The sequence below is a fragment of the bacterium genome, assembly GCA_020444065.1.
Classification (GTDB): domain Bacteria; phylum Sumerlaeota; class Sumerlaeia; order SLMS01; family JAHLLQ01; genus JAHLLQ01.
In genome coordinates this window covers 278,474-295,439 of record JAHLLQ010000006.1, presented here as the reverse complement: position 1 = coordinate 295,439, position 16,966 = coordinate 278,474, and the positions used below count along the sequence as shown (strand labels likewise).

General features: G+C 59.2%; 7 protein-coding genes. 2 read left to right on the top strand and 5 right to left on the bottom strand.

What is annotated here, in order from left to right:
• Positions 1–274: 274 nt before the first annotated feature.
• A complete protein-coding gene (locus KQI84_15425; protein MCB2156266.1) occupies positions 275–4,831 on the top strand; it encodes a hypothetical protein in 4,557 nt (1,518 codons plus the stop codon).
• Positions 4,832–4,886: 55 nt separating this feature from the next.
• On the opposite strand, the gene KQI84_15420 is transcribed toward KQI84_15425, so the two are convergent.
• From KQI84_15420 to KQI84_15400, 5 genes are all read right to left on the bottom strand, one after another.
• Positions 4,887–6,596 carry a hypothetical protein gene (locus tag KQI84_15420; GenBank protein MCB2156265.1) on the bottom strand — a complete coding sequence of 570 codons (1,710 nt, stop codon included), beginning with the start codon at positions 6,594–6,596 and terminating at the stop codon, positions 4,887–4,889.
• A gap of 197 nt (positions 6,597–6,793) precedes the next feature.
• Positions 6,794–8,365 carry a TolC family protein gene (locus tag KQI84_15415; protein MCB2156264.1) on the bottom strand — a complete coding sequence of 524 codons (1,572 nt, stop codon included), beginning with the start codon at positions 8,363–8,365 and terminating at the stop codon, positions 6,794–6,796.
• Positions 8,362–9,759, bottom strand: coding sequence for a TolC family protein (locus tag KQI84_15410; GenBank protein ID MCB2156263.1), 1,398 nt, complete (start codon positions 9,757–9,759; stop codon positions 8,362–8,364). The genes KQI84_15415 and KQI84_15410 overlap by 4 nt, the downstream gene beginning before the upstream one ends.
• A complete protein-coding gene (locus KQI84_15405; GenBank protein MCB2156262.1) occupies positions 9,756–13,232 on the bottom strand; it encodes an efflux RND transporter permease subunit in 3,477 nt (1,158 codons plus the stop codon). The genes KQI84_15410 and KQI84_15405 overlap by 4 nt, the downstream gene beginning before the upstream one ends.
• Before the next feature lie 3 nt (positions 13,233–13,235).
• Entirely contained in the window at positions 13,236–15,302 is a 2,067-nt protein-coding gene (locus KQI84_15400; GenBank protein MCB2156261.1) for an efflux RND transporter periplasmic adaptor subunit, read from the bottom strand.
• Positions 15,303–16,186: 884 nt separating this feature from the next.
• On the opposite strand from KQI84_15400, the gene KQI84_15395 reads away from it, so the two are divergent.
• Positions 16,187–16,375 (top strand): hypothetical protein, encoded by a 189-nt coding sequence (locus tag KQI84_15395; protein ID MCB2156260.1) that lies wholly within the window; start codon positions 16,187–16,189, stop codon positions 16,373–16,375.
• Positions 16,376–16,966 lie beyond the last annotated feature (591 nt).

Genomic DNA, 16,966 nt, shown 5'->3' with positions numbered 1-16,966 from the left:
GAGAGAAAGGGCGAACGAGCCACAGCCGTCCTTTTGGCGTCCTTCGTATCTCTGCAATGATTTTGCAGGTCTCATGTGTCCTGAAAGGGATGCCAGAGCACCTCGAGTTCGGGAGGGCGCATCCCTCCCGATCACCTCGGAAGTATCCGAGCTGTATGAAGATCAGTCGGGCGACATTTAAGAATTCCACCAGGATTGCCGGTATTGCTTGCAGTTGACGGGATAAACCTTCTGTCGTCAGAATCCTCTCGATCTAATGGGAGGGGAGTCCCGGATGAATAGAACAGGCTTGTTACTCGTTGCTATCCTTAGCTGCGCGACCATTTCTCTGTTTGCCGAGGACCCCGTTGTCGGGCTTCAGCCCGGCTGGGAGTCGGTGACGCGGATCGAACAATCAGGGACGGACTACTTCTCCACCTCTGGCGAACCGGTCACCGTCACTCTTGCGGTCGAGGCTCCTTCACCGTTGATTCGGCAGGGGAATTTCTTTGTTGGCCATAAGCAGATGATGGTCAACGTGATCCACGACACGCCGGATCTTCTCCCTTCTGATGTTGAGGTCATCACCCATGAGGTGAGGTCGAACAATGGGACCTTCATCTCCTATGCCGCCGAATCCGACGCGCGTATCGGGGAACTCGATGACAGCTTTGCATCTTACTACTCCGCTTCCGGACCGGAGAGCGGCTCAGTGTATTTCTCACACCGCTTTGATGTCGGCGTCTCACACGTTTACGTGCAGTACCGTTTGGCTGACTGGGACGATCCCAACCCGTTCAGTCTTGCATTTCCTTATGAGACAGACAGCGAAATCAGCAACATCGCGACATCCACCGACATTTTGAACCTGACATTCAAGATCACGGCCGTGGCTCCGGATCCGTTCAACGCCAACGCTCCTATTCCCAACGAGGGACTCGAAGTCCGGGTCGTTTACGCTTCCTGTCTCCCCAGCTATGATTGTCCCACTTACTATATCTCCCCCTGGGTTGCGACCGACGAGTTAGGCGAAGCCTACGTGGATATCGGCGGAGGCGGCGAAGTCATCGAGACCGCCAACCCGATCTCAGCCCCGCCACCCTACGCCGCCATTACAGCGCATCGCTCCACGGGCGAAGGGGGGTACGGGCACAACCGAGCTCGAGTTCCGGATATGCGATCTTTCAAGGGCAAGCTCCAGATCCACACGGTTGATCTGAAGGACCGTCCTGTCGGTGGCGCCTTCGTCGAAATCGATGGGGCCGTTGATCAGACGGTGACGACCGATGCTTCTGGCTTCGTGGAAGTTGATGTTAACGGCGGCGGCCCCGCTACTGAAGAGGTCACCCTTAAGTTGCCACCCCGCCTCGCCATGGGAGCCGAAATCACCCAAGTCGTCGATGGCGTCCACCAAAGTCAGGTGCACTCTCAGGCCCCAGCCTATTACCACGCGACGTTCCGCATCCTCGACAGCGCCACCACCTATGACGACGCGGACGAGGGGTTCGAGGACTTCACTCTGCGGATTCTCGAAAACGGAGAAGAGGCCGCAGACCTGACTGGCCTCAAGGCATTGTGTCAGGATGATTTCACAGACGCCGAGCACCTGAAGGGGAACGTGAACGAGTTCTTCTATGGCGTCCTCCCCGAATCTGTTCCTAAGCTCTATTCCCACCAGGCCTACTGGATCGATGACCTCGGGGACGAGATTCCACTTTCCATCGGGATAGGCGGTACGACGATCCAGGAGCAGCGCATCCCGATGCGCGATCGCCCCTTCCACATCCACTACGTGGGTCTCCAGACGTCCGGCGCATCGACCATCGGCAGCAAGACGATGCTGGGATCATGGACCTCCACGGCTTCCCTGGGTTCGATGAACGACTTCTTCCAGAAGTTCTTCCCTGCTCCCGTGGAATTCACTTCCGGTCCCGATCTCGTGGCCAGCGAACCATGGAGCGCTGTCTGGAAGTGGAAGACTCTTTCTTACTTCACCGACCTCGAGCGCCTTCGCGAGACCATGAGCCCCCGGCCGGACCTTGTGGTTGGCGTAACCGCCCCCGGTATCTTCGGTGCCGATGGTCTCTCCGAACCACGCTACGAGCACGTGGTCCTGATCGATGGCGTTACTGCCCGCTCCCACTACCTCCTTCACGAGTACTTCCACACCCTTGGGTTCCTGGATAACTACCACTACGAGGAAGGCGACGGCGATCACGGAGCCAGTGCCAACGGGTACGATCCTGACAAGGGCACGCGGGTCTACAACACCCCTGGAGCCCTCCACCCGGACTTCCAGACGATCATGTATGACCGCGCCTCCTCACCATGGCTTACGGAGGAGACTTACGAACGCATTCTGAACGAAGCCACCGTTGGCACCGGTCGGCGGCTTTCCCAAGCCAGCAGCCCCCAGGAAGTTCTGTATGTCGGAGGGGTTTTTCTCCAACGTCAGCAGTGGTCCACCATGCACTTCGACATGGACAAAGTCTGGCCCTTCTTCGTCGACATCGATGAACCGTGGGTTCCGGACGAGGTTGATCTTGGATCGCGGTCCATCGGCGTGTCCCTTTCCAATGGAAGCACAGCGCGTGTCCCTACGGGTTGGACCGGCTACCCCGATCGCGATGACGACTGGGGGCTGGCCGGTTCTCCCCAGTTCCGATTCCCATGGGACCCCGCCGTCACTTCCGCGAGTTTCGAGATCCGGCTCGCTGACGGGACCTTGGACGATACGATCGATACGATCGCATTTTCCCCGTCCGCTCCGATGGTTGCCCTCAATGCTCCGCTTGCCGGGCAGGCCCTAAGCGGCTCCGTCCCAATTCAGTTCGAGGCAGGGGACCCCGACGGCGGAGAAGCACTCTACGCCTGGGTCAAATTCAGCCCCGATGGGGGAGCCTCGTGGATGCCAGTGGCTCCACCGTTCCCAATCGAGTACGGGGCGAACACGTACACACTCGACTGTTCCCAATTGCCTGCAACCGAAAGCGGGCGCCTCAAGGTGCTGGTTTCTGATGGGACACGCTCTGCCCGTGACGAGATGGGACCAGTCGCTGTGGCAGGCTACAACACCGCACCCGCCGCAAGATTGATCACCGCGTGGGAGTTGCCTCTTCCGGTCGCCCTGGGGCAACGCTCCATGGTCGTGCTCCGTCTGGCCAATGCCGGCGGGGGAGTCCTGAAGGCAACACTCGATCCCACCTCCCTCCCCTCGTGGCTTGTTCCACGTCGTCCCGGCCCGATCCAGGTCGCGGCAGGCCGATCTCGAGATCTCTATTTCGACATCCTGGCCGGCGCGCCGGGGCTTCTCGTCGCTTCGCCGATCTTTCAGGCAAACGACCCGCTCCAGCCCGAACTGGCGTTTGTGCTCGCCGTCGAGGCTACCGCAGATCCGGTCGCTCCCGTTGTCTTGGCCCTCGCTTCCGATCCTGTGGTGTCGCGCGGAGGATTCGTTGCTCCCCAGGGCGTCATGCGGTTCACCGTTCAAGAAGCCACTGGGCGAAATGGGCTTTCGGGCGAAATCCTCGTCTCACGGCTCGAGGATGGAGTCGAAATCGCCCGCGTTGACCTGGCACCCGGCGAGGCTGCGGGAGAGTACCGGGCAGCCTGGAATGTTCCTCCCGAAGCTCTCCGCATTGGCCTCGGGGCTGAGGCCACTCTCCGAGACGCCGACTCCGGAATGCAGAGTTCCGGAGGGAGCGACCCGCTTGCCGCCGATCTGCAGTTCACCCTGCTGGATCGTAACACGGCCCCGCAAATTACCGAACCCGCCGACTTCAACGAGACCCTCTGGGCGACCCAGCCTCTTGAGGTCCCCTTTGCCGCAGTCGATCTCGAAGGAGACCCGGTCCGCTGGACGGTTGAGCACTCCCCTCTCCTCGACGTGACTCTCGACGAGGCATCCGGAATCTTGCGCATTCAGTACATTGGCGGCTACGCCTCCGAACCGCAGTTTGTGTCTCTCGGCGCAACGGATTCCTGGGGAGCAGCCGACTCACTCACTCTCGAATTCCCCGCGGTCTTTTTCCCGCCCTGGCCCTACTCGAGTCTGGTGGGATATGAAGATATCGAGCTCGACCAGAACCCTTTGCCTCTCACCGCCTTGGCCGGCTCTACATCCGAGAAGCCGCAACGGCTGGAGGTCGACTATCGCCCGCAAGGGACGGAGACCTGGACGCGCTATGGCGATTTCTCCTTCAACCGGATCGATCCTACATACGGTCTCTGGGTGTCGGATTTCTCGTGGAATTGGCCCGACGACGGGACCGTCGCATTCGAGCTGCAGCTCACGCTCATCGACAATACAGGGACGCCGGAGACTTCTCCTTCATGCTACTTGTTTGAGGTCCCCCGGTTTGGCGGAGCCGTCATCGGGATCGAAGTCCCGGGCCTCGTGTATGCCGGTAGCGACCAGGAAATTCTGGTGCACGTCCGCAACGACTCGAACCTGCCGTGGACGAAGGATGACGGGTTTGCCTTTCGACCTGTGGATCCCGTCGATCCGCTCACACGCTTTACCGCTGGCGAGTGGGGGGGAATGGACATGGTTGAGCGTGGACGGGATGGAATGATTCGCCTCTCCGCCCGAATGCCGGATACTCCCGGTTCCTACCGAACCGCGTGGCAACTCTGGCGCGAAGGCACTGGTGTCTTCGGGGAATCCGCCGAGACCTGGGTTCAGGTGAATCCTCAGCCGGGAGGGGACGGAGGAGTGGCACTCTTCCTGGATTGCCTTCTCGGGAGATCGGACCCATCGGCCAGCGCCATCAGCCTGGATCGCAACACCGACGGGATGGTCGATGCAAGCGACCTGCGGGCACTCCTCGCGGAACGTGAAATCGTCCCATAGCCCGTGTGACTCCGAATTCTGCACAGCAAATGCGGAGGTCCCCCGACTTCTTCATCTACGGGACTCTGAGAATTGTGTATTGCGAATTCGTGAAGGCATGATCTCCGTTGTGGTTTCCCGATCGGAGAACAACAAAATCTGCCTCATAGGTACGAGCCGCCGACATCAGTTCCTCCAATGACGGGTCTTCAGAGGGGGGGATCAGGCTGCTGAACGGATCCCCAGCACCCACCTCCCGAAGTCTCTCTGCCCACTCTGCCAGATCGCTGTTTTCATACGGAACGACTTTCATGTCGACTATCACGGGCCGTTCTTCCCACAGACGGAAATAGCCCATGTCAGGGGGAATCGCAAACAAAGACCCCGGTTCTGTATTCTCCCGGATCCAGTTTGCGAGATCCTGACGACCTGCCGAAAGCGGTTTGGTCTCCGTCAGCCAATGAGTTGATCTGAAGCGATTTGGAATCGCTCTCGCCGCGGGGATCCACTCGAGGGTAAGGACACCGGCAAATCCCAGCACCAAGACGATCGCCGAAATCGCGAGCAGACGATTCGTGTGCAAGATTCCAGGCTGCTCGCCAGGTTGTTGCCGCGTCAATTGAATGGCGAAATAGACAAGGATGAGGACTGATAATATCGGCCCGATTGGACCAGCGAAGCGGCAGACCCCGGCAGCGACAACCGAAGTGAGAATCACGAGTGGCAGTGGATACCGACGCAGCGCGCTTTCCACGGCAAGGCCTGCACCGGCGACAACGAATGCGAAGAACAGAGAGGTCAGACGAAAGGGCTGGAAATAGGCGATGACGGCAAGTACTTGGAATCGACCGGCAATCCAGAATGCAGCACAGGCAATCACGTAACAACCCAGGAACACCATCGGAAGAAACATCCGATTGGCTGCGGAATCTCGGGTTGTGTATCGCCAGGCGACAAAGAGACCACCCCCGATCAGGAATAGAGCAGATACGAAGTCGAGAACGGGCCAGGTCCACGGTTGATGGTGATGGGGATGCCGGAACTGCAGAATCTGAATGACTTCCTGCGAACTCAGAGGAGAAGCGGCGGGGAACAGGAATGCCATAGCTGCAGGTCCCCATGACGGAATGCTGATCAAGAGCGCGGCAGCCAGGACCAATGAAGGGCTTCTCCAGTCCTTCCGAACCAGGATGGCCCCAATGCACACGAGGATGATCAGAGGGAGATTGATGAAGAGATGCGAGAGCACTCCGAGTCCCCCGGCAATTGCCAGTGGCACGGCGTGCTTTCCATCAGCCCAGAAGTGGATTCCCTGGGCAAGAATCCAAACGCCAAACGCCATGCCAAGGAACGCTGCCTCCCAATGGCCTCCCTGCAGGTAGTGCGAACCGACATGCAATCTCGGTTCAAAGATCGCGAGAGCCATTGCGACACCGCCCGCAATAATGCCGGCACGGAGAACCAGGGCAAACACGAGCCTCCAGATTCCCATCAGAAGCAGAACCCGGGTCACCAGATGAGCGATCAGGAGAGCACCGCTTTCTCCTGTGAACTGAGACAGATTCGCCAGGAGATGGGTCCACAGTGGGTGGATGGCTGGTGTTGAAAGCATCCAATCGCCCGACAGGTATTCCGCGTTCAAGTATCGACGCATGAAGACGAGTGTCGGATAGTGATTTCCCAGTCCAAATTGATGCCCTTGGAGCAGGATCGTCCATGGAGCCAGTGCCAATGCCAGAAAGTCTAGACAGTAGCGTCGCTGTTTTTCCAGGTGTTGTCCGGCCATTCAAGCTGCTCCCAGGGACCCCAAGCCAGATTCGAAAGTGGGTTCTGAGCGAATCACAAGATTTCGATCATCGCATTTTCTGAAATCCCTCCCGCGAATACTCCTGAGGCTCCCTTCGGATCGCAAGCAGCGTCCATCCATTCTTTCTTCACATTGGAACTGCGGAATTCCCCGGCAGATGTCTGCCTTGACGCACACTAATGCTCTGGAGGGCCATCTTCCTGTGCGGACTGGGGCGGAAGAGAGAAGAGGCCACGAGTTCTCGCCAGTTCGAGCAATGCCTGATTGAGATCTCGTCGGCTCGCGTGTTCTTCCAGTCGCGCACGGATGAGCGCTCGTTCGGCGTCCAGAAGATCGATGAACGACATTCGGTCCGATGTGTATGCACTCAGCGTTGTTTCGTAGGCAGATTGGCTCTGCGGCAAAACGACCTGATCGATGAGATCCACCTGGCGTTGCGCGATCATGGCTTGTTCGAACACGGTCTGGGCCAGGGCCTTTGTTCGTGCGCGGACCTGATCCAGGTCGGCTTTCGTCGCGGCGTGGCGCTCTCGCATTTCCGCGAGATAGGCTTCGGCGCGGGCATAGTCGGGTCGATCGCCAGATTTACTCATCAGGCCGTAGGACACGCGTGATTCGTCTTCGGAGGCTTCCGGCTTCATGCCGCGTTCAAACGTGCTATAGCCCTGACTGAACAGTGGACGGTTCATGACTTCACCGAGCCGGATAGCGATCCCAATCCGATTGACCTTCGCCCGCTGCATGCGCACCTCCTGCCGATGGGCCAAGGCCTCTTCCATCAGCGCCTTCACATCATCGGTGACTTCCGGCAGGTCTGTCCCGGCAGGCCCGCCCAGATTCGCGTCTGGAGCGCGATCGAGCGCTGCGTTGATTCGGGCGCGCACGGCTTTCTGTTTCGATCGCAAGTCTTCAAGCATGGTGCGCTGGCGCTCCAGTTCCGTTTGAACTCTCAGCAGATCGGGCTGCGAAGATTCTCCTGCGCCGTAACGACGCTCGACGACGTCGACAAGTCCCTGCACCAACATGAGGTTCTCACGGGTCGAGGCTTCGGCGCGGACAAGGTACTGGTAATCGAAGTAATCCTTGCCTGCCTCGACAACTGCATCGCGAAGGGACTTCTGCCATTCGATCTCGGCGAGGCGAACTTGCTCTCGCACCAGTTCACCCTTTAGACTGATGGTGCTGGGGAACGGGTACTGTTGCTGCGCCATGGCCTTGTTCATCGGCTTTCCGGTCTGGACATCCAAATAGCGCGTGAATGTGCGGTATTCGGAGACAAGCGTCTCCAGAAACTCCGCTTGAGAGTATTGCTTCAGCGTTGCTTTCCAACGATGTCGCGCGGATTTCACGGAGGGGTTGTGAATGGCTAAGGCATAGAGGAATTCGTTCAGTTCCAACTGTGCGCCCAGTGTTTCATCAAGCTGTTCGTCGCTCTTGAGGTCATCGAACGCGCCCTGCAACTCCTCGCTGGAAGTGTCGAAGAAACTGGCAGCGATCTCCAGGAACTTGTCGTCAGGGGCAACCTCTGCTCGAATCTCTGCCATGGCAGGAGACTCCGTCCCCATATCCTCGCCGGGCGACTCTTCTGCCAGCCCAATCGACTTCTCGTAGTACGGCAGCGGTTCGGCTTTAAAGTAATCGTCCAGCGCTTTTCTTGTTCCCGAAGCACACCCGGCCAGGACGACCAGGATCAGGATAGCCGTGGCGAACAATCTGACCTGCGGCCATTTCTCCTTTGCGCGTTTCACTCGGCCACCTCCTCGCTGGATTCCATTCGCGCTTCGGCGGTGGAACCAACAGCCTTCTCCAGGCGTCCGATGGCCTGTCCGTGATCGGCAATTGCGCGGTGATAGGCGAGCAGGAAGTTGTGGTACGCGAGAGTGGTTTCGAGGACCGATGAGTAGGAGGCAGCATCCACACGGAAGTCCAGTTCGGCTTGGCCCATCACGGATTCCGCTTGGGGCAGAAGGGTATCGCGATACAACGTCGCGAGGCGATCGGTCAGTTGCACGGCAAAGAAAGTCTTCGCCACGGCTCGGCGCGCCTCATTCAGTTCATCCATCGCATCCAGGCGCATCGCCTCCTCCATTGCCTCCTTCTCTTTGATCAGGGAGCGCGTGCGGTTTTCCCAGATTGGGAGATTCATGTTCAGAAGTCCGATGAAGGGGTCCTTTCCACTGTCTGCGACGCCGGCCATTCGCGCGGGTTCTGTATTGATCAGATTGAATCCGAGCCCCACGTCTGGGATGCGCGAGAGCTTTGCAAGGTACGTGGTGTACTGAGCCTGCTGAACCTCGAGACCTCGAATAGCAAGAACTTCGCGATAGGCCTCGGCCCGTTCCTGGAGCTCCTCCAGGTCATCCGTCACCTCATAGACTGGGGCGCTCTTGATCGTGCCAATCTCCGTCCCTGGAGGCAGGTTCAGAAGCGATCGCAAACGTTCGGCCTGAGCCGCCCGTTGCTCGCGGAGAAGGATCAGATCATACGCCAACTGTGCCGCCTGGCTTTCCGCACGAAAGGCTTCGCCCAACTGTGTACGCCCGGAATCGAGTTCCGTGTACGCCACAAGTCCCTGCGTGCGAAGAGTCTCCTCGATCTTCTCTGTGATCTGCGTCGCATTGTCGAGGTAGTAGAGCTCGTAGTACGCGTCCTTCACTTCAACGATCAGATCGCGCTGGGTCGCCTCATACTGCAGTCGCGCAATGGCGGCCTGCAGTTCTGCCTTCTCCCCACTGGCCCACAGCTTTCGCCACCAGGGAATCGTCTGGGTCAAGCCCGCGTTCCACTGCTGCGGGCCGACGCGAGTCTCGACACTCTTGAACTGATAGCCGTATTGCAGTCGTGGGTCGGGAAGAGATCGCGCCTGGGGTGCCTTGTAGATCGCCGCCAGCCAGCGCTGTCGAGCCGCTTCAACTCGAGGATTGCGCTCAGCGCAAAGGCGGATTGCCTCTGCCAGCGCTGGCCCATCTTCCAAAATCTCGGCCGTTTCGGACTCCAGTGCCGGCTGGTATTCTGCTCGCAGCGTCGCCGGATCGTCCCACTTGCCAATATCCGTCGGTGCACATGCTGTGAGCAGGACTGCTCCGAGCACAAGAGTGCCCAACAGTGTGTAGCGAGCGCGTCGTGCCTTCCTCATCCTCATGCTGTGCCTCCTTCCGGTTCCGCCCCCTGTCCTTCCAGGCGCTTCACTTCGCGCCCCTTCCACAGGTAGTAGATGACCGGGTAGATGAGCAGTTCCATCGCGAAACTGGTCAACACGCCGCCGATCATCGGAACAGCAATGCGCTTCATTGTGTCCGCTCCGCTGCCAGTTGCCCACATGATTGGCATCAGGCCCAGTAATGTCGACCCCACCGTCATTGCTTTTGGGCGCACACGCGCGGCCGCGCCTTCGTAAACGGCTTCCCGAAGCGCGGCCAGATCGATCAGCTTGCCGGCCTTCTTCGCTTTCTCGAAGGCAACTTCCAGATACAAGAGCATAACCTGGCCCGTCTCTGCATCCAGCCCCGCTAAAGCGATCATACCAACCCAGACAGCGACAGACATGTTGTAGTCGAGCCAATACAGTAACCAGAACGCGCCGACCAGACTGAAGGGAACGGCCAGCATGACGATAGCTGTCTTGATCAAGCTGCGAGTGCTGAGGAAGATGATCAAGATGATGACGATCAACGTCACCGGCACAACAATCATCAGTTTCGCCTTCGCACGCAGCATATACTCGTACTGTCCAGACCATCCGATGGAGTATCCCTGCGGCAGGTCGATTTGCCCGCTGGCCACCGCTTCATCGACGGCCGCTTGCGCGTGCTGGACATAGGTCCCCACGTCGATGTTCTGGATGTCGACATAGACCCACGCGTTGGGACGACTCTGTTCACTCTTGATACCAGGCGCACCGTCTTCGATGGAGAACGTTCCCAGATCGCCGAGGGGCACCTGGTACCCCTGGGGCGTGGGAACGAGAACAGAACGCAGACTATCGACGTTGTCGCGTAACTCTCGGGGATAGCGGAGGTTGATGGGGTAGCGCTCAAGTCCCTCCACCGTCGTGCTGATATTCATTCCTCCGATGGCCGACATGAAGACATCCTGCACGTCGCCAACCGTCAGGCCATAGCGCTGAATCGCTTGGCGATCAGGCAGAAAGTTGACGTAACGCCCGCCCATGACGCGTTCGCTGTAGACGCTCATCGTGTTCGGCACTTTGCGCACGACAGCCTCGACCTGCTCGCCGATGCGCTCCAACGTGCGCAGATCCGGTCCGCCGATCTTGATCCCGACGGGCGTCTTGATCCCTGTCGAGAGCATATCGATGCGCGTCTTGATCGGCATCGTCCAGGCATTGGTTAGGCCGGGGAACTTGATTTCGCGGTTGAGCGCACTGATCAACTCGTCCGGCGTGCGTTTGCGGTGTGCAATCATCTCACCCTGATCGTCTCGGACGTCGACGTCCGGCCATTCTTTCTCCGGCTTCAGGCGAATCGTCGTTTCGATCATCGTCATGGGCGCAGGATCGGTGGCCGTTTCCGCGCGACCGATCTTGCCGTAGGTGGATTCGACCTCGGGAAAGGATTGGATGATCTTGTCGGTTTGCTGCAGGAGCTCACGAGCCTTTGTGACACTGATCCCTGGCAACGTCGTGGGCATATAGAGCAGATTGCCCTCGTAGAGCGGAGGCATGAATTCGCTGCCGAGTTTCTTGTACGGATAGATTGCCGAGGACATGATTCCGATCGCCACGAAAATCACAATCCAGCAAGTCTTCCGGTGCCTCAGCATTCCGACCAGGATCGGGCGATAGACGGCAATCAGGCCGCGGCTGATGGGGTTCTTCTCTTCCGGCTGAAGTGCCTGCGGAATTAGCGCCAGCAGAACAATCACCCCAACCAGAATCGACATCCACGTCCAAAGATCCAGCCCCCACATGAAGGCTTCATGTTCACCGCCGAAGCGCCGTGTGACAAAGAAGATCAGCAGAGCCGACAAGATGGGGGACAGAATAATCGTCATCCTCTTGCGCAGCCTCGACCATGTCTCAGGCAGCAACGCACGACGGATGAAGAAGCCCGCGAGGACGGGCGATACGGTGATCGCCAGCAGGGCCGACGCTCCCATCGCATACGTCTTCGTAAAGGCCAACGGTTTGAATAGCCGGCCTTCTTGAGCTTCGAGCGCGAAGATGGGCAGGAAACTGACCGTGATGATCAGCAGCGCGTAGAAGAGCGTTGGCCCCACCTCCACGCACGCTTCCTTCACAATCTCCCAGTGGGGCCGCTTGCCCCGCTCAGCCTCGTAGTGCTTGTGAACGTTTTCGACAATGATGATCGACGCATCGACCATGGCGCCGATGGCGATCGCGATTCCGCCAAGGCTCATGATGTTCGCGCCGAGGCCCTGGAAGTACATGATGATGAAACTGACCAGTACCGCGAGCGGCAAGGTCAGAATCGGCACAAGGGCACTTCGGAAATGCAGCAGGAAGAGGGCGATGATGAGAGAGACGATCAGCGATTCTTCAAATAATGTATGGCGCAGCGTGTCTATGGAGTGCTCGATGAGTGTTGTGCGGTCATAGCCGACGTGCACTTCCACGTCATCCGGCAGGGACTTCTCCAACTCCGCCAGTTTGTCTTTCACGCGCGCGATGGTATCGAGCGTATCCGCGCCGTAGCGCACGACTACGATCCCGCCGACGGCTTCGCCTTCGCCGTTCCACTCCATAATGCCGCGGCGCATCTCAGGACCAGTCGTCACGCGTGCAACATCACGGAGCAGAATCGGCGTCCCGTCGTCCCGTACCCCCACGGCGATCTCGTTCAACTCGTCGATTGTCTTCTGGCTGCGAGCAATATCGATTGAGATACCGGCCTCTGAAGCCTCGCGTCGCTCCTTCTCGGTCATGTGCCCGAGATAACCCAGCCCGCGCAGCATGTACTCGGTCTCGGCCATCTCGATTGTGCGACCGCCCACCTCGTTGTTGCTTCGCTGAATGGCGCTCCGGATCTTTGTAATCGGTATGCCGTAGCCGCGCATCTTCTCGGGGTCGACGGTCACCTGGTACTGGCGCACAAATCCGCCGACGCTGGCGACTTCGCTCACTCCTTGCACGCCGGTGAGTTCGTACTTGAGGAACCAATCCTGGATTGAACGAAGCTGCGCCAAGTCGCGCTTATTGCTCGTTAGCGTATACTGATATGCCCATCCGACGCCCGTGGCATCCGGGCCCAACTGTGGCGTTACGCCCTCGGGCATCTGGCTCTGCAACTGCGACAGGTACTCCAGCACGCGACTGCGCGCCCAGTACATGTCAGTCCCATCTTCGAAGATCACGTACACGAACGAAGAATTGTAGAACGAGTACCCGCGGACGACCTTCGCATAAGGGACCGAGAGCATCTTCGTCGTGATCGGGTAAGTAATCTGATCCTCGACGATCCGGGGCGCCTGCCCCGGGTATTCCGTATAGATAATCACCTGCACGTCGGACAGATCGGGAATCGCATCCAGGCGGATATTCTTCGTCGAGTAAATCCCTCCCGCCAGAATGGCCGCCATCACCAGAAAGATGACAAACTTGTTGTCGAGCGAGAACTCAATGATTCTCCGAATCATGACTTAGCCCCCGTGCTCCTCATGCCAGATACGTTCGGATTCCGCACCAAAGTCGACCTCGCTCGTCGGAACGAGCTTCATATTGCAGTCCGGGCAACGGCCGGGTTCATCGGAGACGATGTGTTTGTGCGATTCCATCGGGCAGACGTAGAGCACCGTTTCGCCTCGGGCTTCAGCCTGATCTTGCTCCCACTTCAACTCCGCATCGCGGCCGTGGGGAACGCTTTCCGTCGGCACCAACTTCATTCCGCACTCAGGGCATTTGCCTGCTTCTTCGCTCACGACGTGAGCATGGCTTGGCATCGGGCACGTATAGAGATTCGGCGGCGCATCGTCCTTCGCGACGGCGAATCGCTCCAGTTCCGCTTTGGTGACAGGGATCAGCGTCATGCCGCACTCGGGACACTTCCCCGGGCTGTCTTCGTTGATGTGGTAGTGCTGCGGCATCGGGCAAGTGTAGTGGTCGATCGCAGAACCGATATCCTGGTCATGATCAACCGGGACCAGCATCATCCCGCAAAGCGGGCAATCCCCCGACTCGTCGTAGTAAATTCCCGCGTGACTCGGCATCGGGCAGACCCACTTTGTCTCGCCCCCGGCGGCTCCGTCCCCCATGTCCATTTCTTCGTGAGCATCCGGATCATGCTCCATGATCTCGGAAGTGTTCTTCATGCCCGGGCTCAGCATCTTCAGCGTCGCCTCTCGCAGCCGGCTCTCCGAATCGAGCAGGAACTGGCCGCTGACGACCACTTTCTCTCCGGGGGCCAGGCCGCTCAGAACCTGCAACTCATCGGTGGCATTGCGTAATCCCGTTTGCACTTCGCGCGGCTCGAACTTGCCGGCCTCGCGCGAGACAAAGGCAACTTCGCGCTCGCCGGTCTTGATAACGGCCATGGATGGCACGAGGACGGCCTCGCCCAGATCGGCCTTCAGTTCAATCGTCGCGTACATTCCGGGCTTCAACACATAGCCGGGGTTGTGGAACTCCATGCGCACGGGGATTTCGCGCGTGCCTTCCTCGAGGTAAGGGTAAATGTACGTCACGCGGCCGTGGTACGTGCGGCCGGGTAAGTAATCGAGGCGCATCTCCGCCTCCTGGCCCAGCTTCACGTACGGCAGATCCGACTCGTAAACCTTGCCCATGACCCAGACCGTCGACAGGTCCGCGATCGTATAGGCCGGCTGGCCGGCTTTCAGGTGGTCGCCCTCCTGGACGTTCTTCTTCGTCACAATCCCCGTCAGGCGCGCGTTGATAGGCAGCGTCTTCTGAAGCCGCTTCTCTTTGCGCAGGGCATCGATCTGATCCTCTCCGATGTCGAAGAAGAGCAGCCGCTCGCGCGCCGAGCGCGAACGAGAGCGCGCCAGTTCGGCGGTGCGCTCCGAATCGTTCGCCTCGGCCGTTTCCAGATTTCGCAGCGCCACCAGGTACTCCTCCTGGGCGCTGTAGAGCTCCGGCGAATACAAATCGAACAGCTTCTCGCCCTCGTGAACCTGGGTGCCGGTCGAGTCCACATACACCTTCTCGGCCCACCCGTCGATCTTCGTCGTGACGGTGCCGATGCTCTGCTCATCGTAGGCGATGGTGCCAACCGTGCGCACGCTCTTGTCCAAAGGCCCGCGCCGAACGACATCGTAGCGCACGCCCATGTTCTGCTCCGTTACCGGATCGATGCGGATGGTGGGGCCGCCTGCCACGTCGTCTGCATAGACCGGGACCAGGTCCATGCCCATCGGGCTCTTGCCCGGCTCGTTCCGGATGTAGGTGGGATCCATCGGCGCGCGCCAATAGAGAATCTCGCGCTCTCTGCCGCCGCCGTCATCCTCCGGGACAATCTCCCCGCGAGCCGCTAGAATCATCCGCGCCCGGTCCTTATCCATCGGCGTCAGCTTCATATCGCACTTCGGACACATGCCCGGTTCATCCGAGATGACCTCCGGGTGCATCCCGCAAGTATACAACGTCTTCATCTCCTGAGCCCGCACGGGGGAACTCAGGAAGGCAAGAACGACCAGGAATGGAAGAAGCAGGACGGCGCCCCTTGCATGGCACATGAAAGCCCGTTCGTTCATTCTATCGTGTGTCCCCATTTTGTCGAATCTCATCCTCTTGTGCTCTGGTATGCATCGGGGCAGATCACCGATCACGATCCTCAGCGATGTGATGGAGATCCTACCCCGTAACCACCCAAATCAAGCCGGACTAGAACGAACGCAAGAAACGCGCACCAGGCTCATCGCTTGGGATTCCGCTGAATTTGTCGACCCGGCTTCATGCAGCGCGTTTGCCTCCAACCGCACGTTATAGAAGGCAATGCGCATTCCGCGACTTCGCAGAAGGAGCGCCTGAATGCATGTGGTTGAAAGTAGGCGGGTTACGTCGTCGTGCTCCCCATTGTCACGGTTGCCCAGCCCGAAGTGCGTCGCATTTGCAGCAAGCACCCTCGTGCATTTCCATCATATCCCTGGTGATGCGCGGTCGCGGCCCTTCAGGCCGCGGACGCGGGTCCGTCCGGGGACCCAGGCCTGCGGCTTGGGCTGAGGAATTGCCGGCCCGTTGGGCCTGCACGCGGGTGGAAATGGCAATCATCTTGTAAGCCTCACCACAGTTTGAAATCCAGGTGGGAGGTATGGGGCGGCTGGCGCAGTTGGATTGCAGCCAACGAATGCCAACGGATTCATTGCCTCGTTGGGCACGGCGTATTGGTGGAATTGGATTCAAACGAATGGGCGGAACATTCTTGAGCGCCAACGGCGCGTCATCCCTTAGCCCAGCCCATCGGGCTGGGGCTAAGGCGCGTCCGTTTTTTTGAGCCCTGAAAGGGCGACACAGGATCCTGCATCGCGACCCTTCAGGCCGCGGACTTGGGTCCGTCCCGGGAACCCAGGCCTGCGGCCTGGGCTAAGGAATTACCGGCCCTTTGGGCCTGGGGATGGGTGGAGATGGCATTCACGTCGTGAGGCTTACCCCAGCGGAAATCCTGGCGGGTAGCCCCGGCGTGTTGTTGAAATTGATTGCCGCATTGCGCATCGAACGCCTGAGCGACAACGGAATCATTGCCTCGTTGGGCACGGGGTGTTGGTGGAATTGGATTCAAACGAATGGGCGGAACATTCTTGAGCGCCAACGGCGCGTCATCCCTTAGCCCAGCCCATCGGGCTGGGGCTAAGGCGCGTCCGTTTTTTTGAGCCCTGAAAGGGCGACACAGGATCCTGCATCGCGACCCTTCAGGCCGCGGACTTGGGTCCGTCCCGGGAACCCAGGCCTGCGGCCTGGGCTAAGGAATTACCGGCCCTTTGGGCCTGGGGATGGGTGGAAATGGCATTCACGTTGTGAGGCTTACCCCAGCGGAAATCCAGGCGGGTAGCCCCGGCGTGTTGTTGAAATTGATTGCCGCATTTCCTGTCGAACGCCTGAGCGCCAACGGCGCGTCATCCCATAGCCGAGCCCATCGGGCTGGGTTCGAGGCGCGTCCGTTTTTCCGAGCCCTGAAGGGGCGACACATGATGCTTCGTCGCGACCCTTCAGGCCGCGGACTTGGGTCCGTCCCGGGAACCCAGGCCTGCGGCCTGGGCTAAGGAATTACCGGCCCTTTGGGCCTGGGGATGGGTGGAAATGGCATTCACGTTGTGAGGCTTACCCCAGCGGAAATCCAGGCGGGTAGCCCCGGCGTGTTGTTGAAATTGATTGCCGCATTTCCTGTCGAACGCCTGAGCGCCAACGGCGCGTCATCCCA